At 63.9% G+C, this 18,808-nt stretch carries 23 protein-coding genes; 10 read left to right on the forward strand and 13 right to left on the reverse strand.

Going from position 1 to position 18,808, the window contains the following annotated elements; all coding sequences use genetic code 11:
* Window positions 1–44: 44 nt before the first annotated feature.
* A complete protein-coding gene (gene rpoH, locus THL1_RS01210; RefSeq protein WP_069081570.1) occupies window positions 45–899 on the forward strand; it encodes an RNA polymerase sigma factor RpoH in 855 nt (284 codons plus the stop codon).
* A gap of 61 nt (window positions 900–960) precedes the next feature.
* Complete coding sequence (locus tag THL1_RS01215; protein WP_069081571.1) at window positions 961–1,563, forward strand: hypothetical protein; 603 nt, start codon at window positions 961–963, stop codon at window positions 1,561–1,563.
* A gap of 40 nt (window positions 1,564–1,603) precedes the next feature.
* On the opposite strand, the gene mtgA is transcribed toward THL1_RS01215, so the two are convergent.
* On the reverse strand, window positions 1,604–2,296 hold the full coding sequence (gene mtgA / locus THL1_RS01220) for a monofunctional biosynthetic peptidoglycan transglycosylase (RefSeq protein ID WP_069081572.1): 693 nt from the start codon (window positions 2,294–2,296) through the stop codon (window positions 1,604–1,606).
* A gap of 66 nt (window positions 2,297–2,362) precedes the next feature.
* Here mtgA and THL1_RS01225 point away from each other — a divergent pair, with 66 nt between their 5' ends.
* From THL1_RS01225 to THL1_RS01245, 5 genes are all read left to right on the forward strand, one after another.
* Window positions 2,363–2,740: a DUF423 domain-containing protein gene (locus THL1_RS01225; protein WP_069081573.1), complete on the forward strand. Its 378-nt coding sequence runs from the start codon at window positions 2,363–2,365 to the stop codon at window positions 2,738–2,740.
* 107 nt (window positions 2,741–2,847) lie between these two features.
* Window positions 2,848–3,048, forward strand: coding sequence for a sulfur carrier protein ThiS (gene thiS, locus THL1_RS01230; RefSeq protein ID WP_069081574.1), 201 nt, complete (start codon window positions 2,848–2,850; stop codon window positions 3,046–3,048).
* 88 nt (window positions 3,049–3,136) lie between these two features.
* On the forward strand, window positions 3,137–3,931 hold the full coding sequence (locus tag THL1_RS01235) for a thiazole synthase (protein WP_069081575.1): 795 nt from the start codon (window positions 3,137–3,139) through the stop codon (window positions 3,929–3,931).
* Window positions 3,932–4,113: 182 nt separating this feature from the next.
* A complete protein-coding gene (gene trmB, locus THL1_RS01240) occupies window positions 4,114–4,830 on the forward strand; it encodes a tRNA (guanosine(46)-N7)-methyltransferase TrmB (RefSeq protein ID WP_069081576.1) in 717 nt (238 codons plus the stop codon).
* 154 nt (window positions 4,831–4,984) lie between these two features.
* Window positions 4,985–6,328 (forward strand): DUF1329 domain-containing protein, encoded by a 1,344-nt coding sequence (locus THL1_RS01245; protein ID WP_069086375.1) that lies wholly within the window; start codon window positions 4,985–4,987, stop codon window positions 6,326–6,328.
* Between the two features lie 141 nt (window positions 6,329–6,469).
* Here the strand turns inward: THL1_RS01245 and THL1_RS01250 are convergent, their stop codons facing one another.
* The 12 genes from THL1_RS01250 to THL1_RS01305 all read right to left on the reverse strand — a co-directional run bounded on the left by THL1_RS01250 (window position 6,470) and on the right by THL1_RS01305 (window position 15,859).
* Window positions 6,470–6,724, reverse strand: a complete 255-nt coding sequence (locus THL1_RS01250; protein WP_069081577.1) for a hypothetical protein — start codon at window positions 6,722–6,724, stop codon at window positions 6,470–6,472.
* Window positions 6,725–6,763: 39 nt separating this feature from the next.
* Window positions 6,764–7,087 carry a DUF3392 domain-containing protein gene (locus THL1_RS01255; RefSeq protein WP_069081578.1) on the reverse strand — a complete coding sequence of 108 codons (324 nt, stop codon included), beginning with the start codon at window positions 7,085–7,087 and terminating at the stop codon, window positions 6,764–6,766.
* Window positions 7,088–7,145: 58 nt separating this feature from the next.
* Entirely contained in the window at window positions 7,146–8,330 is a 1,185-nt protein-coding gene (hemW, locus tag THL1_RS01260) for a radical SAM family heme chaperone HemW (protein WP_069081579.1), read from the reverse strand.
* On the reverse strand, window positions 8,327–8,920 hold the full coding sequence (rdgB, locus tag THL1_RS01265) for an RdgB/HAM1 family non-canonical purine NTP pyrophosphatase (protein WP_069081580.1): 594 nt from the start codon (window positions 8,918–8,920) through the stop codon (window positions 8,327–8,329). Before rdgB ends, hemW begins: the two co-directional genes overlap by 4 nt.
* Entirely contained in the window at window positions 8,917–9,336 is a 420-nt protein-coding gene (locus THL1_RS01270) for a DUF4426 domain-containing protein (RefSeq protein ID WP_069081581.1), read from the reverse strand. Before THL1_RS01270 ends, rdgB begins: the two co-directional genes overlap by 4 nt.
* Window positions 9,337–9,353: 17 nt before the next feature.
* The gene (metW, locus tag THL1_RS01275) at window positions 9,354–9,974 is read right to left on the reverse strand and encodes a methionine biosynthesis protein MetW (protein ID WP_069081582.1); all 621 of its coding nucleotides are present in this window, start codon (window positions 9,972–9,974) and stop codon (window positions 9,354–9,356) included.
* A gap of 3 nt (window positions 9,975–9,977) precedes the next feature.
* Entirely contained in the window at window positions 9,978–11,117 is a 1,140-nt protein-coding gene (metX, locus tag THL1_RS01280) for a homoserine O-succinyltransferase MetX (protein WP_069081583.1), read from the reverse strand.
* A 110-nt stretch (window positions 11,118–11,227) separates the two neighbouring features.
* Window positions 11,228–13,216, reverse strand: a complete 1,989-nt coding sequence (locus THL1_RS01285) for a dynamin-like GTPase family protein (RefSeq protein WP_069081584.1) — start codon at window positions 13,214–13,216, stop codon at window positions 11,228–11,230.
* 210 nt (window positions 13,217–13,426) lie between these two features.
* Window positions 13,427–13,723, reverse strand: coding sequence for a DUF167 domain-containing protein (locus THL1_RS01290; protein ID WP_069081585.1), 297 nt, complete (start codon window positions 13,721–13,723; stop codon window positions 13,427–13,429).
* Between the two features lie 7 nt (window positions 13,724–13,730).
* Entirely contained in the window at window positions 13,731–14,324 is a 594-nt protein-coding gene (locus THL1_RS01295; RefSeq protein ID WP_069081586.1) for a YggT family protein, read from the reverse strand.
* 10 nt (window positions 14,325–14,334) lie between these two features.
* Complete coding sequence (gene proC, locus THL1_RS01300; protein WP_069081587.1) at window positions 14,335–15,153, reverse strand: pyrroline-5-carboxylate reductase; 819 nt, start codon at window positions 15,151–15,153, stop codon at window positions 14,335–14,337.
* A 13-nt stretch (window positions 15,154–15,166) separates the two neighbouring features.
* Window positions 15,167–15,859, reverse strand: coding sequence for a YggS family pyridoxal phosphate-dependent enzyme (locus THL1_RS01305; protein WP_069081588.1), 693 nt, complete (start codon window positions 15,857–15,859; stop codon window positions 15,167–15,169).
* Between the two features lie 164 nt (window positions 15,860–16,023).
* On the opposite strand from THL1_RS01305, the gene pilT reads away from it, so the two are divergent.
* The 3 genes from pilT to THL1_RS01320 all read left to right on the forward strand — a co-directional run bounded on the left by pilT (window position 16,024) and on the right by THL1_RS01320 (window position 18,714).
* Entirely contained in the window at window positions 16,024–17,058 is a 1,035-nt protein-coding gene (gene pilT / locus THL1_RS01310; RefSeq protein ID WP_069081589.1) for a type IV pilus twitching motility protein PilT, read from the forward strand.
* Between the two features lie 39 nt (window positions 17,059–17,097).
* On the forward strand, window positions 17,098–18,243 hold the full coding sequence (locus tag THL1_RS01315) for a PilT/PilU family type 4a pilus ATPase (protein ID WP_069081590.1): 1,146 nt from the start codon (window positions 17,098–17,100) through the stop codon (window positions 18,241–18,243).
* A gap of 75 nt (window positions 18,244–18,318) precedes the next feature.
* Window positions 18,319–18,714, forward strand: coding sequence for an NINE protein (locus THL1_RS01320; protein ID WP_069081591.1), 396 nt, complete (start codon window positions 18,319–18,321; stop codon window positions 18,712–18,714).
* The last annotated feature ends 94 nt before the right edge of the window (window positions 18,715–18,808 follow it).

The following is an 18,808-nucleotide window of genomic DNA, read 5'->3' on the forward strand; positions in this document are numbered from 1 at the left end:
GCCAGTGCTACACTGCGCGAGCTTTAGTGAATCGGAGGATTCGCATGACCACTTCCCTGCAACCTGTCTATGCCCTGGCCCCCGGTGCGAACCTGGAGGCTTACGTGCATGCGGTCAACGGCATTCCGCTGCTGTCCGTCGAGCAGGAGCGCGAACTGGCCGAACGCCTCTTCTATGAACAAGATCTGGAAGCGGCACGGCAAATGGTGTTGGCGCACCTGCGCTTCGTCGTGCACATCGCCAAGAGTTATTCCGGCTACGGCCTGGCCCAGGCCGACCTGATCCAGGAAGGCAACGTGGGCCTGATGAAGGCCGTCAAGCGTTTCAACCCCGAGATGGGCGTGCGCCTGGTGTCCTTCGCGGTGCACTGGATCAAGGCCGAGATCCACGAATTCATCCTGCGCAACTGGCGCATCGTCAAGGTTGCGACCACCAAGGCGCAGCGCAAGCTGTTCTTCAACCTGCGCAGCCAGAAGAAGCGTCTGACCTGGCTGAACAACGATGAAGTCCATGCGGTTGCCAATACCCTTGGCGTCGAACCTCATGAAGTGCGTGAGATGGAGAGCCGGCTGACCGGCCAGGATATGGCCTTCGATCCGGCGGCGGATGCCGACGACGATACCGCCTTCCAGGCTCCGGCCCACTATCTGGAAGATCATCGCTACGACCCGGCGCGCCAACTGGAAGAAGCGGACTGGAGCGACAGCTCCACCGCCAACCTGCATGAGGCGCTGGACGGTCTGGATGAGCGCAGCCGCGACATCCTTTACCAGCGCTGGCTTGCCGAGGAGAAGGCGACGCTGCACGACCTGGCGGCCAAGTACAATGTTTCCGCCGAGCGTATTCGCCAGTTGGAGAAGAACGCCATGAACAAGCTCAAGGGCTTCATTCAGGCGTGACGCTGAAACCCCAAGAAAGCCGCACCTCGGTGCGGCTTTTTTCTGTCTGGAGAAAACCATCATGCCCCTGCCGTCTTTGCGCTCCAGCCATTTGTTGCTGTTCGCTGCAGTCGCTGTGCTGTTCTTTTCCATGGCGCTGTGGATGAGCAGGCAGTCGGACCGCGCCGAGCCCTTGCCCTGGCTGGTAGGCTGGCAGGCGGTGGTCATCGAGCCATTGGCGGAAGAGAGCCTGACCTTGCGGCAACTGGCCGAGCAGGCGCCTGGCGAACTCTGGCTGCAGCCGCGCACCGAAGGTCCGCGCCTGGTCTATCGCTCCGAGCAGACGCGCGAGGAGGGCACCTGGCGCCTGGAGGCAGAGCTGCAACTCAGCGACAGCGAGCATGACAGCCTGGCGAACGTCCTGGGCAAGAGCACCGATGAGCAGCCGCTGAGTGGGGAGATGATGGAGCAGTTGGGCGACCACCGCGTGTCGGTGCTGAACATGGTGCCCATGGACGAAGTGTCGGCGGCGCGCCTGGCTGCCAGCATCGGCCCGCCCCGGCTGCGCCTGCGTACAGGAGAGGGAGAGGCCTGGGTCTATCCCCAGCAAGGCTTGAGCGTGCATATGGTGGATGGCCAGGTGCAGTTGCTGCACCTGGTGCCTCGCACGGCGATGAAACAATGATTCGGGCTTTCGTTGCCCCTACTACGGCAAGTCACCGGCTTCAGAGTTGCTGCAGGTAACTGCTGCCGCCCAACTGATTCATCTGCCGACGAATCCAGCCAGCGCGAGTGGCGACATAACCGCTTGGCCGCGAAGGGCTCCATTTGCGCGGGTTGGGCAGTACCGCTGCCAGCAGGGCCGCCTGCTGGCGTGACAGGCGTGCGGCGGAAACGCCGAAGTGCTGGCGAGCCGCGGCTTCGGCGCCGAACACACCGTTACCCCATTCGACACTGTTCAGGTAGACCTCGAGAATGCGTTGCTTCGGCCAGAACAGCTCGATCAGTCCGGTGAACCAGACCTCCAGCCCCTTGCGCAGCCAGTTGCGGCCAGACCAGAGGAACAGGTTCTTGGCCACCTGCTGACTGAGGGTGCTGGCGCCGCGGATCGAACCGCCGCGCTCATTGTGAGCCAGGGCCTTGCGGATGGCGGGGATGTCGAAACCCCAGTGCTCAGCGAATTTCTGGTCTTCGGCGGCGATTACCGCGATCTTGAGGTCGTTCGGTAGCTCAACCCAGGGCACCCAGTCACGCTTGACGTCGATCGGCTTGCCGTCGAACCAGGACTCGATCTTGCGCTCGACCATCACCATCGAGCCCGGTGGCGGTACCCAGCGGAACAGGATCACCAGCAGCACGGACGCCGCCGCGAACCAGAGCAGCAGTTTGAACAGGCGGCGGCGAATGGTACGGAGCATGCTGGCTTGGCCCGGGGAAATTTGCGCGCCATTATAGCGGCCGTCCGTCCTCTGTCTGGAGTCCCCATGGCGCGCCTGTTCCTGCTGCTTTCCGCATTTGCCGGTTTTACCGGCGTAGCACTCGGGGCTTTTGCGGCCCACGGACTGAAGAGCAAGCTCACCCCCGAGTATCTGGCCGTGTTCCAGACCGGTACCCATTACCAGCTGATCCACGCCCTTGCCCTGTTCGGCGTGGCCCTGCTGGCGCTGCACGCGCCGGGGCGACTGGTGAACCTGGCGGGCGGCTTCTTCGCCCTCGGCATCCTGCTGTTCTCCGGCAGCCTTTACCTGCTGACCCTGTCCGGCATCGGCGAGCTCGGCATCATCACCCCCTTCGGCGGCCTGACCTTCCTCGCCGGCTGGCTGTGCCTGGGCATGGCTGCCTGGAGCTCGCTGCCACGCTAACTTGACCGTGGCGTCAAATTGCGGGACGAATGGCGTCCTTTTGCCTTGGTCCCGCGAGGCGATCGGGCTAGAATGCCGTCCCCTTTTCCAGTTGTGACTGATCCGTCATGCGCATTCAGTTGAACGGCGAATCCTTCGAGTTGCCCGATGGCCAGACCGTCGCGGACCTCATTTCCCGCCTGGATCTTACCGGTCGCCGCCTCGCGGTCGAACTCAACCTCGACATCGTGCCGCGTAGCCAGCACGCCGCCACCGCCCTCTCCGAAGGCGACCGCGTCGAGGTCGTGCATGCTATAGGCGGCGGCTAGCCGCGCGGGGCCGAACCCCGTTCAGTACCCGCAGCCGCCGTATCCGTTCCGCGCTTCGCGATTTCCCCTCTGCCCGCAGGAGTCCAGCATGAGCCACACGCCGATCGACAAGCCCTTCACCCTTGCGGGCCGCACCTATGAGTCGCGTCTGCTGGTGGGCACCGGCAAGTACAAGGACCTCGAAGAGACTCGCGTCGCCATCGAGGCCTCCGGTGCCGAAATCGTCACCGTGGCTGTGCGCCGGACCAACATCGGCCAGAACCCTGGCGAGCCAAACCTGCTGGACGTGATTTCCCCGGACAAATACACCATCCTGCCGAACACCGCAGGCTGCTATGACGCTGAAGAGGCGGTGCGCACCTGCCGCCTGGCGCGTGAGCTACTGGATGGCCACAACCTGGTCAAGCTGGAAGTGCTGGCTGACCAGAAGACCCTCTTCCCCAACGTCGTCGAAACCCTCAAAGCTGCCGAACAGCTGGTCAAGGACGGTTTCGACGTCATGGTCTACACCAGCGACGACCCCATCATCGCTCGTCAACTGGCCGAAATGGGCTGCATCGCCGTGATGCCACTGGCCGGCCTGATCGGCTCGGGCATGGGCATCTGCAACCCCTGGAACCTGCGCATCATCCTTGAGGAAGCCAAGGTTCCGGTGCTGGTGGACGCGGGCGTGGGCACCGCCTCCGACGCGACCATCGCCATGGAACTGGGCTGCGAGGCCGTGCTGATGAACACCGCCATCGCCCACGCGCAGAACCCGGTAATGATGGCCGAGGCCATGAAGCACGCCATCGTCGCTGGCCGTCTCGCCTACCTGGCCGGCCGCATGCCCCGCAAGCTTTACGCCAGTGCATCTTCACCGCTGGATGGTCTGATCCGCTGAGAACCGGCTCACGATCAGCTGCGCGTCGGCCCTGCAGCGTTAAAAACAGGCTGGAGCGCCAGCCCGGTCGGAATGCTCATTTACAGCTGTAAACTCCGCTTCCTCGCCTGTTTTTGCCTTGCATAGCGCTAGCTCGCAAGATCGTGAACAGGTTCTGCAAGTTTCACTGACAGGTTTTCGCAATGATTGAAGAACAGGGCTCGCCGGCCGCCGACGAAACGCGCCATCACCGCACCATCAAGAGTTTCGTGATGCGTGCCGGGCGCATGACCGAAGGCCAGCAACGGGGGCTCGACCAGGGCTGGCCGAAGTTCGGCCTGGAGCTGGCTGACGGTGCGCAGGACTTCGATGCCCTGTTCGGCCGTAGCGCGCCGCGCACCTTCGAGATCGGCTTCGGCATGGGGCACGCTACCCTGGAAATGGCTGCGGCCGCGCCTGAGCAGGATTTCATCGGCGTCGAGGTGCATCGTCCCGGTGTCGGCGCGCTACTGAACGGCGCCCTGACCCAGGGCCTGTCGAACATTCGCGTCTACAGCTGCGATGCCCTGGAGGTGCTGCGCGACTGCGTAGCCGACGCCAGCCTGGAGCGCGTCCTGCTGTTCTTCCCCGATCCCTGGCACAAGTCCCGCCACCACAAGCGGCGTATCGTGCAGCCGGCCTTCGCCGAGCTGGTGCGGCAGAAGCTCAAGGTCGGCGGTGTGCTGCACATGGCCACCGACTGGGAGCACTACGCCGAGCACATGCTGGAAGTGATGAGCGTCGCGCCGGGTTACCGCAACCTGGCCGAGGACGGTCGTTACGTCCCGCGCCCGGACGAGCGCCCGGTGACCAAGTTCGAGCGCCGCGGCGAACGCCTCGGCCACGGCGTTTGGGACCTCAAGTTCCAGCGTATCGATTGACCGTGCGCCGCCCTGCGGCGCACCGGTACACCAGACTAGACCGGGACCAACCGGCACCTCACCTGATCCGACGATAGCAACGCCTGCCTAATCAGCGGGCGGCATAAGAATAAGAGCGACGTAGGGCCAACTACGTCGTGAGGAGAAGGCTGTGTTGTTGAAAACATTCGGATATCTATTCCTGGCCGGCTGCGCGTTGCAGGCCCAGGCCAAGGTCGACACTACCCAGGCCGCTCGTCTCGGGCAGGACCTCACTCCCCTGGGCGGCGAGCGCGCCGGCAATGCCGCCGGCACCATCCCGGCCTGGGATGGCGGCCTCGCCACCCCGCCGGCCGGTTACGAGCCGGGCATGCACCACCCCGATCCCTATGCCGGCGAAGCGCCGCGCTTCGTCGTCGACGGCAAGAACCTTGGCCAGTACGAACAACTGCTGACTCCGGGGCAAAAGGCGCTGTTGCAGGGACACCCGGACTACAGGCTGCGGGTTTTTCCGACTCACCGAAGCGCAGCGGCTCCGCAACGCATCTACGACGCCACCCGTTTCAATGCCGTGAACGGCACGCTGATCGCGGGCGGCAATGGTGTGGAAGGCGTGGCTGCGGGCGTTCCGTTCCCGATTCCGGCCAATGGTCTTGAAGCCATCTGGAACCACATCCTGCGTTACCGCGGCGAGCAGGTTCACTTCACCACCAATCAGGCGGCAGTGCTCGCCAACGGCAGCTACAACCTGCTGAAACTGGAGCGGGACATTTTCTTCGTCTACGGTCGCGAGGGCATGACCCCAGGCAACCTCGAGAACACGCTGTTCTATTACAAGTACCGTGTCGTCGCGCCGGCCAAGTTGTCCGGCTCGGCCCTGGTGGTACAGGAAACCCTCGATCAGGTGCTGTCGATCCGCAAGGCCTGGCGCTTCAACCGGGGTGAGCGCCGCGTCCGCCGCCTGCCGATGCTGGCGTACGACACCCTGCAGCCCGACACCAACGGCCTGGCCACCGCCGACGTGGTGGACGCCTACAATGGCGCGCCGGACCGCTACGAGTGGCAATTGATGGGCAAGCAGGAAATGCTGGTGCCCTACAACAGCTACGCCGTGCACCAGAAAGGCATTCCCTACGAGCAGATCCTCAAGGCCAGCTACGTCAACCCCGACCTGCTGCGTTATGAGCAGCATCGCGTCTGGGTGGTGGAGGCGACCCTGCGCAAGGGCTTCAGCCATCCGTATGCCAAGCGCCGCTTCTACCTCGACGAGGACAGCTGGCAGATCCTTGCCGTCGACCTCTACGACAAGGACGGTCGACTCAGTGGCATGCAGGAAAGCCATCCGATCAGCTACTACGATGTGCCCATGTTCGGCAGTACGCTGGAAACCATCTACGATTTCGCGGGTAACCGTTACTTCGTCGATGGCCTCGACAACAACGAACCCATGTATGATTTCAAAGCCCCGCTCAGCCCAAGGGACTTCACGCCCCAGGCGCTACGGCGCGAAGGCAACTGATTCCGGCCTGCCTGGCCATCCCAGCCGCCCCTCGGGGCGGCTTTTTAATGGGTGGGTGTTTTGGGTGGGGGTAACGCCATCGCGAATGAATTCGCTCCCACAAGGTGGTATGGCGTTTCGTAGACCGGCCCGACCATTTCCTCAGTTGATCAACTCGGCCCCGGTCAGGGTCGCCTCCGGCAGGGTCGGCGGTGCGGGGCTGACTTGCAGGTACTTGATGCTTTCCCGCGGAATCAGCAACAGGTCGCCGTCCACTTCGATGCTGAGGAAGGGTGATTCCAGCTGGCGGCGCAGGCTGCGGGCAACTTCAACCGGGTCGGCGGATTGCTGGGGGAAGCGCAGCGCCAGGCGCTGGCCATCCTGGAAGTACAGGTAGAGGTGCTTGATCGGCTTCATGGGCGTGCTCCCGAGGTTGGCGGCCGGGAGCCGCCGATCCTAGTTGCGATCAGCGATCACGCCGATCACAAAGAAGACTAGTAGCAGGACGGGTGCGAGGGTGTAGTTGTTGAAGTAGCCCAGCCCTTTGGCCAGCCAGGGCGTCAGGTAGATCATCGCCAGGCCGTATCCCACCGCGCAGAGCAGCACGAAGAGCAGGGTGCGGAAGAGGAAGTTGAGGCTGCCGATACGCTGCTGCACCCAGGCGTTCAGCGAAGGGCCGAACAGCACCAGAACGGTAGCCATGATGGCCAGGGCAATATCGTGCAAATGGCCACGGCTCCAGCGCGAGAGGGTGGCGATCAGGTCCAGTACGACGTCCATCCAGGGTCCTTAGCGATGTGGTTCGGGGGCAGACGATTCCAAATCCGCAGCCCCTTCGTCAAGGCAGGAAATGCTGCAGCAGGTCGTTGAGGAATAACTGGCCTTCGGCAGTGGCTGCCAGCCGTTGCGGGTCCTTCAGCAGCAGGCCACGGGCCTCGGCTTCGGTGCGCGCGGCGGCGAGGCTGGCCAGCGGCAGGCCGGTGCGCTGAGTGAACAGCTCCGCGGGCACGCCGTCCGTGAGGCGCAGCACATTCATGAGGAATTCGAAGGGCAGTTCGTCCTGGTCCAGGTGGCGTTCACCGGCCTGGAAGCGCTTGGACGGGTCCAGGTAGTCCTTCGGCAGCCGGGTCTTCCAGCTGCGGATGATGCGGCCCTCCGGGCTGCTCAGCTTGGCGTGGGCACCGGCACCGATACCGAGGAAGTCGCCAAACGTCCAGTAGTTGATGTTGTGCCGCGCGCGCAAACCGTTGCGGGCATAGGCGGACACCTCGTACTGGGCGTAGCCCTGTTCGGCGAGCAGGGCCAGGCCGGCTTCCTGGATGTCCCAGAGGGTATCGTCCTCGGGAAGCGTGGGCGGCTGGCTCCAGAACACCGTGTTCGGCTCCATGGTCAGCTGGTACCAGGACAGGTGTGTCGGCCCCTGGGCGATGGCGGTGCGCAGGTCGTCAAGGGCGTCCTCGATCGACTGGTCTGGCAAGCCGTGCATCAGGTCGAGGTTGAAGTTGTCGAAACCGGCCTTGCGCACCATGTCGGCGGCGCGAACCGCTTCCTCGCCGTTGTGGATGCGTCCCAGGGCCTTGAGTTTGGCTTCCTGGAAGCTCTGCACGCCAATGGACAGGCGGTTGATGCCCAGTTGGCGGTAGGCGGCGAACTTGGCCTGCTCGAAGGTGCCAGGGTTGGCTTCGAGGGTGATTTCGATGTCGCGGGCAAAGGGAATGCGCTGCTCCACGCCGTCGAGCAGTCGGCCGATGGCGTTGGCGCTGAACAGGCTGGGGGTGCCGCCGCCGAAGAAGATCGAGGTCAGCTCGCGGCCATGCACATGCCCCAGATCCTGCTCGAGGTCGGCGATCAGGGCATCGATATAGGCTTCTTCAGGCAGCTCCGGGCCCGCGGCGTGGGAGTTGAAGTCGCAGTAGGGGCACTTGCGCACGCACCAGGGAATGTGGACGTAGAGCGCCAGGGGGGGCAGCTGGAAGCCGATGGCCTGGCTTCCCGCCTCCGGGTGCGAGCCAGTGCCTTTCATATCCCCAGCCGCTGCTTGAGCAGGGCCATGGCGCGGGCACGGTGGCTGAGCTGGTTCTTGTCGACAGGAGCGAGTTCGGCGCTGGAGCACTCGCATTCGGGAACCCAGAACAGCGGGTCGTAGCCGAAACCCTGCTCGCCACGGGCCTCGAACAGGATGCGGCCGCGCCACACGCCTTCACAGAGGATCGGCAACGGGTCGTCGGCATGGCGCATCAACGCCAGGCTGCAGATGAACTGCGCGCCGCGTTCGGCCTCGGGCACATCGCACAGGGCCGCCAGCAGCTTGGCGTTGTTCGCCGCGTCGCCCTTGCCGTCGGCGTAGCGTGCCGAATAGATGCCAGGCGCACCGCCGAGGAAGTCCACGGCAAGGCCCGAATCGTCGGCCAGCGCCGGCAGGCCGGACACACGCGCCGCGTTGCGGGCTTTGAGGATGGCGTTCTCGACGAAGGACAGGCCGGTTTCTTCGGGCTCGACTTCGCTGAATTCGGCGATCGAGCGCACTTTCACGCTGCCGCCGAGCATGGCCTGGAGTTCCTTGAGCTTGCCGGCGTTGTGACTGGCCAGCACCAGTTCTTTGAAGGGCATCATTCGTCGGGGAAGAATTCCTGGTCGAAGCTGAAGCTGTGGGGCGCTTCGTCTCCGCGTTGCACATTGAGGGTGAAGTTCAGCATTTCACGCTCGCTGAAAGGGAACTGGGCCAGGTAGTAGATGGCCTCGCCCTCGCTCACCTGTTTGAACTGCAGCGAGATGACCTGGCCGAGCAGGTTCTTCACCTGGCCGCTGACCTGGGCGGTGCTGGCCTTGCCGGCCTTGAGCACGGCGACGTTGACCACGCCCTGGGTCTTGCTGCGGGTCAGGCCCACGGCAGCGGCGATGTCTGGCTGCAAAAAGCTGGAGTTGAAGGCGTTGTAGTGCACGTCCAGATCGCCATAGGTCTGCTTGCGCTCGGCGGCAGCCGGCAGGGCCAGGCAAAGGGCGAAAAGGAACAGGGCTAGACGACGCATGGTGAGTCTCCTCTGGTTCAGACGGCGACGCGGTGGTCGGTAAGGCCTGGTCCGCTGACGCGATAGATACCGATCTCACCCAACAGATTAGGCCAAACCCGGCTGGGCAGGTTGTGCCGGTGCTCATGGTCCACGGCCAGGCGGTCGAGAACTTTCACCTGCATTTCGCGGCACAGCGCCTCGAAGTCCTTGAAGGTGCAGAAGTGGATGTTCGGCGTGTTGTACCAGGTGTAGGGCAAGAATTCCGACACCGGCATGCGCCCGTAGCGCGCCAGGTACCAGCGACAGCGCCAGTGACCGAAGTTGGGGAAGGTGATGATGCACTCGCGGCCGACCCGCAGCATTTCCTGGAGGATGCGGTCGGGGTAGTGCACGGCCTGCAGCGCCTGGGTCATCACCACTACGTCGAAGCTGTTGCTGGCGAAGTTGCCCAGGCCCTTGTCCAGGTCCTGCTCGATCACGTTCACGCCACGGTCGATGCAGTGGGCGATGTTTTCCGGGTCGATTTCCAGGCCATAGCCGGAGACCTGCTTGTTGTCGCGCAACCAGGCCAGCAGTTCGCCTCGGCCGCAGCCGAGATCGAGCACCCGGCTGCCGGCGGGAATCCAGTCCTGGATGATGTCTAGGTCGGCACGCATGGGTTACACCGCAATCCTGTTCATGTAGCTGCTGAAGGCATGGAGATAACGCGGGATCGGTATGAGGAAGGCGTCGTGGCCCTGGGGTGCATCGATTTCCAGGTAGCAGACATTCTTCCGCGCGGCAGTCAGGGCATCGACGATTTCCCGCGAACGGGCCGGGGAGAAGCGCCAGTCGGTGGTGAAGGACATCACGCAGAAGTCCGCCTTGGCCACCGCCAGGGTTCGCGCCAGGTCGCCGTCATGGGCGGCGGCCGGGTCGAAATAGTCCAGGGCCTTGGTCATCAGCAGGTAGGTGTTGGCGTCAAAGCGCCCCGAGAACTCTTCACCCTGGTAGCGCAGGTAGCTTTCTACCTGGAACTCCACGCTGTGAAAGTCGTAGTTGAGCTTCTCGCTCTTGAGGCCGCGGCCGAATTTCTCGCCCATGGCGTCGTCCGACAGGTAGGTGATGTGGCCCACCATGCGCGCCAGCATCAGCCCGCGCTTGGGAATCACGCCCTGCTCCTGGAAGTGGCCGCCATGGAACTCGGGGTCGGTGAGGATGGCTTGGCGCGCCACCTCGTTGAAGGCGATGTTCTGGGCCGAGAGCTTGGGTGCCGAGGCGATGGCCAGGCAATGCCGAACGCGCTCCGGATAGCTGATGGTCCACTGCATGGCCTGCATGCCGCCGAGGCTGCCGCCTACCACGGCAGCCCATTGCTGGATGCCGAGGACATCAGCCAGGCGTGCCTGGCTGTTGACCCAGTCTTCCACCGTCATCACCGGGAAGTCGGCACCGAACGGCGCACCTGTGGCCGGGTTGAGGCTGGAAGGGCCGGTGGAGCCGTTGCAGCCGCCGAGGTTGTTCAGGCTGACGACGAAGAACTTCAGGGTGTCGATCGCCTTTCCGGGGCCGATGCAACTGTCCCACCAGCCCGGTTTGCGGTCTTCCATGCTGTGGTAGCCGGCGGCGTGATGGTGGCCGGACAGCGCGTGGCAGATCAGTACCGCGTTGCTGCGGGCTTCATTCAGCTCGCCGTAGGTTTCATAGACCAGTTCGTAGTCAGCCAGGCTGCGGCCGCAGGCCAGCGCCAGCGGCTCGCTGAAGCGCTGCACCTGGGGGCTGACCAGGCCGACGGAATCTGCGGGAATGGCGGTGGGCATTGCGACCCTGCTCTTAATCTGGGAAGGGCGCCAGTCTAAAGAGCGCCGCCCCCTGCGGCAAGCGCAGGGGGCGGCGGCTAAAACGTTGAATATTCAGGCGCTACGGGCGTTCAGGCGGACTCGCCACCCCGCTGTTTGCGAGCGACCACCGGCAGGTTGACGACTTTGCCCATGCGCTGCATCGGGGAGGGGCGGCGGAAGGTGCGGAGCATCTCGTTGGCCTCGGCGATCTGCTGCTCCAGTTCCCCGGTGTAGTGCTCCAGCTGTCGCCCGCGCTGGCGGGTGAGCTGGGTTTCCTGGGCCAGTGCCTTCAGCCGCAGCATGTGGGTTTCCAGCAACTGCTTGTGCTCCAGGGTGTGCTGCATCAGGGGCATCAGTGCATCGCCGGCCCACTGCGCGACTTCCAGTCGCAGGCGCTGGTGCATGCCGATGACTTCCTGCACCAGGGTTTCGAAGAAGCGCTTGCCGAGCTGGCGCTGCTCGGTCAACAGCGTCTTGGGATGCAGGCGGAACTGATCGGCCTTGGCGCGCAGCTGGCTGACTTCGCGCAGGTAGCGCTGGACGTTGAACTGCGGCGCGTCGACGCCATTCAGCGGGTTTTCTTCGTTATGTCGGCGGTAGATGGCGTCGACCATCTTGTTCGCCATTTCGGCTTCGTGCTCCAGGCTGCGCAGGTCGTGTTCCACCGAGCGGAAGAAATGCAGGATGCTCTGGTTGATGCCGACAGTGGTCCAGCTACCCGTGAGCTCGCGGCGCAGGCGTGCCAGGTGTTCTTCCAGGCGCTCCGCACGGGCCGCGCTCCGCAGCGCGTCGCCCTGGCGCTTGAGCAGGCGCTGGTTGGTTTTCAGGCCAAGCAGGCGGCGGTGGTGCTGCGCGTGGTCTTCCTTGGTGCGCGCGGTCAGCTCGAAGAGCATCTGGCCGTTGTCCTGCTGGTGGCTGTCGAGCATCGATTGCTGCTCGCGGACCTTGTCCAGGCGTAGGTTGAGCACATGCAGGCTGTTCTGCAGCAGGGCCATCATCTGATGGGCCACGTGATCTTCGATCAGGCGTTCCTTCTGGGTCACGATCCGATCGCAGAGCAGCTCCTCCAGCGCGGTGATCTGGCTGCGGGCGAGTAATTCGCCGTCGTTGCGTACCTTGGCCAGCAATGCCTGCTTGGCCGAGAGCGGCAGCACCTCGTCGCTGCGAATGCCCAGCTGGCGAGCGGTGGTTTCCTGGATACGGCGGATGGCGGTCTGCACGAAGTTCTCGCCGGCGAGGTCGTCCCAGAGCACGTCGATCTTGTTCAGCACGGCGAAGAGATGGGACTGGGTGTCCTCGTCGAGCTGGCGGATATGCTGCTGCCAGACATTCATGTCGCTGGCCGTGACGCCGGTATCGGCCGAGAGCAGGAAAATAATGGCCTGCGCGCTTGGCAGCATCGACAGGGTCAGCTCCGGCTCGCTGCCGAGGGCATTCAGGCCAGGCGTGTCGAGGATGCGCAGGCCCTGGCGCAGCAGCGGATGGTCGAAGTTGACCATGGCGTGGCGCCAGGCGGGCACCAGTACTTCGCCGGGGCGCCCGGTCGGGTCGAGCATGTCCGGGTGGAAGCCGAGCTGGATGGCCTGCTCCACTGGCATCGGCTTGGTCCGCGCCACCTGGGTGAAGGCCTGGATCATGTTGTTCGGGTCGCTTGGGTCCAGTGGAATGTTCACCCAGTGCCGTGGGGCGCGCTTGAACTGCGCCACGCTGGCATCAGCCATGCGCGACTCGATGGGCAGCAGGCGGATGTAGGAACGCTCGGAGCGGGGGTCGTAGAACAGCTCGGTGGGGCACATGGTGGTGCGCCCGGCTTGGGACGGCAGCATGCGCTGGCCGAACTCGGAGAAGAACAGGCTGTTGATCAGTTCGGTCTTGCCGCGTGAGAACTCGCCGACGAAGGCCAGGGTGATGTGGTCGGTGCGGAGCAGGCGCTGGGTTCGTTCCAGCTTGGTGGAGAGCGCGTCGGAATTGAGCCGGTTGTGTTCCAGCCAGCTTCTGTAGCGGGTGATCTCCCGCAGCAGCTCACGTTTCCATGCAACGTAGGCGTCGACTTGCTGACTGAGACGCTCCATGCCCATTCAGGCTCTCCTCGCGATCACGCATCCTGCGTACGGGATTGGACGAACTTCGAATCGAGTTGCCGACGGCGCCGTAGGTCGCAGCACGCCGCCCGGGATTATGCCCCGGAGCGAGGTAAAGGCAGAATGCCAGCCGGTCATTGCTCGGCATTATGCGCCTTGGGGGATGGCCGTCAATTGCCGGACAGGCGACGCCCGCCTTAAGGTCGGTCAGGGCTGCCGAGCGGTCAGTCCGGGCAGATCGGGGAGGGTTCGCGGACGCTGGATGCGCACGCGCTTCTGGCGGTTCAGCTCTCCGCTTTCCAGGCTGACCTGGCTCTTGGCGACGCCGAAGGCAACGGCCAGGAAGGCCATCAGGTGGGCGTTGGCCTTGCCTTCCACCGGCGGCGCGGTGAGCCGGATCTTCAGACGCTCGCCGTGCAGCCCGGCGAACTCGTCACGGCTCGCCTTGGGCTGCAGATGGCAGTCGAGGATCAGGTCCTCGCCTGCCCAGCGGTACCAGGTCATGAGGGGATCAGAGGAAGGGGCTGAGGATCTGAGGCATGCCGGTCATGGCGGCCAGGTTGCCGATTACCAGCATGTCCAGCAGTTTCAGGGCAATAAACGCGAAGATCGGGGAAATATCCAGGCCGCCCAGGTTCGGCAGCAGCTTGCGGATTGGCATCAGCAGCGGCTCGCAGATCTGGTTCACCAACTGGGCGCCGGGGTTGTAGCTGCCGGGTGCGACCCAGGACAGGATCACGCTGACGATCAGTGCGAAGAAGAACACCTTCAGGAACAGCGAGGTGACGCCAATGATCGACCAGATCAGCAGCTGCAGCAGGTAGCCGCCGACGCCGTAGCCCATCAGAGTCAGGGTGACGACCATCAGCAGCAGCTGCACGAGGATGGCCAGCGCCAGGGAGGCCAGATCCAGGCCACCGAAGCCGGGGATGATCTTGCGCAGCGGGTTGAGCAGCGGCTTGGTGGCGCGCACCACGAACTGGCTAAGCGGGTTGTAGAAGTCGGCGCGTACCAGTTGCAGGATGAAGCGCAGCAGGACAATCAGCAGGTAGAGGCTGCCGAGGGTCTGGATCACGTAGATGGCAGCGGTGTTGAGTCCGGTCATCGATTACTCCTTATTGGCCCAGTTGTTCGGCCAGTTCAGCCGAACGCCGGTCGGCGGCGTTCAGGGCCTGTTGCACCAGGGCTTCGAAGCCTCCGGCCTGGAAAGTCTTGATCGCCGCTTCGGTAGTGCCATTGGGCGAGGTCACGCGGCGGCGCAGTTCGGCGGCGTCCACGTCGCTGGACACGGCCATGCGTGCAGCGCCAAGGGCGGTCTGCAGGGTCAGTTGCTCGGCGGTGGTGCGGGGTAGGCCAAGCTTCTCACCAGCTGCGGTCATGGCTTCCATCAGCAGGAAGAAGTAGGCCGGGCCGCTGCCGGATACGGCGGTCACGGCGTCGATCAGCCGCTCTTCTTCCAGCCAGAGGGCGATGCCCACGGCCGATAGCAGTTGCTCGGCCTGCTCGCGCTGGGCGGCGCTGACCTCGGTGTTGGCGTACAGGCCGCTAACGCCCTGGCGCAGCAACGCCGGGGTGTTGGGCATGCAGCGCACGATCGGGCGCGGGCCGAGCCAGGCGGCCAGGCTGGCGCAGGTGATGCCGGCGGCAATGGAAACCACCAGTTGGCCATCCTTCAGGCTGGGCGCCAGGGCCTGGCAGACGCTCTTCATGACTTGCGGTTTGGTCGCCAGGACCACCACGTCGGCACCGTCCACGGAGTCGGCGTTGCTTTCGACCACTGTGATGCCGTGTTCGGCGGCGATTTTCGCGCGTTGTTCGACGCCTGGGTCGCTGGCGCGGATATGGTCGGCGGCGACGCCTTGGGCGCGCAGGCCGCCGATCAGGCTGGCGGCCATGTTACCGGCGCCGATGAATGCAATGCGGGGAGTGCTCATGAATGCTTCCTTATCAATGCGGGGGCTGGCCGTAGTCGCGGGCACCGAACAGCGCGGTACCGATGCGTACCCAGGTGGCGCCTTCGGCGATGGCCGCTTCGAGGTCGTGGCTCATGCCCATGGACAGGGTGTCCGGGGAGGGGTTCAGTGCCGCCAGCAACTGGCGCAGGCGTGCGAAGGCGGCGTGTTGCTCCGCCGGGTCTTCCGTCGGTTCGGGGATGGCCATCAGACCGCGCAGGCGCAGGTTCGGCAGCTTGGCCACGGCGGCGGCCAGGGCCGGCAGTTCCTCAGGGGTGCAGCCGGATTTGCTGGCTTCACCGCTGACGTTCACCTGCAGGCACAGGTTCAGCGGCGGCAGATGCGCGGGGCGCTGGGCGGAGAGGCGTTCGGCGATCTTCAGCCGGTCCACTGAGTGCACCCAGTGGAAATGTTCGGCAATGGATTTGGTCTTGTTCGACTGGATCGGACCAATGAAGTGCCAGGTCAGCGCGAGGTCCTGGAGCTCGACTTGCTTGCTCAGCGCTTCTTGCAGGTAGTTCTCGCCGAAATCGGCCACGCCGGCAGCGAAGGCTTCGCGGATGGCAGCAGCGGGTTTGGTCTTGCTCACGGCCAGCAGGCCAATGCTCGAAAATTCTCGCCCAGAGGCTTGCGCCGCCTCACGGATACGCGCGCGAACCTTTGCAATATTGTCTGCTATCGTGGACATTACCTGCGCTCTACAGCCCGGCCTGAGTGGGGTCTGCGGCATTCTAACTGCCGCCGGAAAATGTAGCGAGCGACGGCCAGGCTGATCGGCTTCCATCGCCACGCGGCCCGGTGCAGTGATAATTCAGCGGTCTGCGAACCGTTTGCCTGGAATTGGGGAGCCCCATGGACATTACTGAGCTGCTTGCGTTCAGCGCCAAGCAGGGCGCGTCGGACCTGCATCTCTCGGCCGGCCTGCCGCCCATGATTCGCGTCGATGGCGACGTGCGCCGGATCAACTTGCCGGCCCTGGACCACAAGCAGGTCCACGCGCTGATCTACGACATCATGAACGACAAGCAGCGCAAGGATTACGAGGAATTCCTCGAAACCGACTTCTCCTTCGAAGTCCCTGGCGTCGCGCGTTTCCGGGTCAACGCCTTCAACCAGAACCGCGGCTCCGGCGCCGTGTTCCGGACCATTCCTTCCAAGGTGCTGACCATGGAAGACCTGGGGATGGGCGAGATCTTCAAGAAGATCTCCGATGTGCCCCGTGGCCTGGTGCTGGTCACCGGCCCGACCGGTTCGGGCAAGTCCACCACCCTGGCGGCGATGCTCGACTACCTGAACAGCACCAAGTACCACCACATCCTCACCGTGGAAGACCCGATCGAATTCGTCCACGAATCGAAAAAGTGCCTGATCAACCAGCGGGAAGTGCACCGTGACACCCTGGGCTTCAACGAAGCCCTGCGCTCGGCCCTGCGTGAGGACCCGGACATCATCCTGGTGGGCGAGATGCGTGACCTGGAAACCATTCGCCTGGCGCTGACCGCCGCGGAAACCGGTCACCTGGTGTTCGGCACCCTGCACACCACCTCTGCGGCCAAGACCATCGACCGGGTGGTCGACGTGTTCCCCGCCGAGGAAAAGTCCATGGTCCGCTCCATGCTGTCCGAGTCCCTCCAGTCGGTGATCTCCCAGACCCTGCTGAAGAAGATCGGCGGCGGCCGGGTGGCGGCCCACGAGATCATGATCGGCACGCCGGCCATCCGTAACCTGATTCGCGAAGACAAGGTGGCGCAGATGTACTCCGCCATCCAGACCGGCGGCTCGCTCGGCATGCAGACCCTCGACATGTGCCTCAAGGGCCTGGTCGCCAAGGGGCTGGTCAGCCGCGAGAGCGCTCGGGAAAAGGCCAAGAGCCCGGAAAACTTCTGATCCGCCTGAACGGCGTCGGACCCTCACTGCGAGAACGTCATGGAATTCGAGAAACTGCTGCGCCTGATGGTGGAAAAAGGTGGTTCCGACCTCTTCATCACCGCAGGCGTGCCGCCGTCGATGAAGGTCAACGGCAAGATCATGCCGGTGACCAAGAACGCGATGTCCCCGGAAATGACGCGGGAAACCGTGCTCGGTGTGATGAACGAGCAGCAGCGCCGCGACTTTGCCGAAAACCACGAGTGCAACTTCGCCATCAGTGCGCGGGGCATCGGCCGTTTCCGCGTCAGCGCCTTTTACCAGCGCAACCTGGTGGGTATGGTGCTGCGCCGGATCGAAACCACCATCCCCACCATCGATGAGCTGAAGCTGCCGGAAATCCTCAAGAAGCTGTCGCTGACCAAGCGCGGCCTGGTGCTCTTCGTCGGTGCCACCGGTACCGGCAAGTCCACGTCCCTGGCGGCGATGATCGGCCACCGCAACAAGAACAGCAGCGGCCACATCATCTCCATCGAAGACCCGATCGAATTCATCCACCAGCACCAGAGCTGCATTGTCACGCAGCGCGAAGTGGGCATCGACACCGAGTCCTTCGAAGTGGCGCTGAAGAACACCCTGCGCCAGGCGCCGGACGTGATCCTGATTGGCGAGGTGCGAACCCGCGAGACCATGGACCACGCCGTCGCCTTCGCCGAAACCGGTCACCTGTGCCTGGCCACCCTGCACGCCAACAACGCCAACCAGGCGCTGGACCGCATCATCAACTTCTTCCCCGCCGACCGGCAGCAGCAGGTGTGGATGGACCTGTCGCTGAACCTCAAGGCCATCGTCGCCCAGCAGCTGGTGCCAACCCCGGATGGCAAGGGCCGCCGTGCAGTGATCGAAGTGCTGCTGAACACACCGCTGGCCGCCGACCTGATCCGCAAGGGTGAGGTGCATGAGCTCAAGGCCCTGATGAAGCGCTCCACCGAGCACGGCATGCAGACCTTCGACCAGGCGCTCTACAACCTTTATTCCCAGGGCGAGATCACCTACGAAGATGCCTTGCTCTACGCCGACTCGGCCAACGACCTGCGCCTGTTGATCAAGCTGGGTTCAGAGACCGACGGCGAACACCTGCAGCACATGAGCGACGGCCTGTCGCTACAGGTCTCGGAAGAAGACCCGGGTCGCCGCTTCCGTTAAGCTCGCGCCCGCAAAGAAGCCCGCCTCGGCGGGCTTCTTCATGTCCGCACACATTCGCACCCTGCAGGAGGCAACATGAACTCAACCCAGGACACCCACAGCAAGGCCATCGGTTACCTGCTCTGGATCTTCGGATTCCTCGGCTCCCACCGTTTCTACTACGGCAAGCCGATCACCGGGACGCTCTGGTTCTTCACCCTGGGCCTGTTCTTCATCGGCTGGATCATCGACCTGTTCCTGATCCCATCCATGGACCGCGAGGCGTCACTGCGTTTCAACGCCGGCCAGTACGACTACAACGTCGCCTGGATCCTGCTGACCTTCCTTGGCGTGTTCGGCGTGCACCGCATGTACCAGGGCAAGTGGATCAGCGGCATCCTCTACCTGTTCACCGGCGGCTTCTTCCTCATCGGCGTGCTCTACGATTTCTGGACACTGAACACCCAGGTTTCCGTGCTCAACGCGCGCTGAGCCGAGCATTTCCTTGTGGGGGCGAATTCATTGACTGACTGGACCGCCAGGGCGGGCCTGCGATGCCCTTCGCGAATGAATTCGCTCCCACAGG

The organism is Pseudomonas sp. TCU-HL1, from assembly GCF_001708505.1.
In the GTDB taxonomy this organism is placed as follows: Bacteria; Pseudomonadota; Gammaproteobacteria; order Pseudomonadales; family Pseudomonadaceae; genus Metapseudomonas.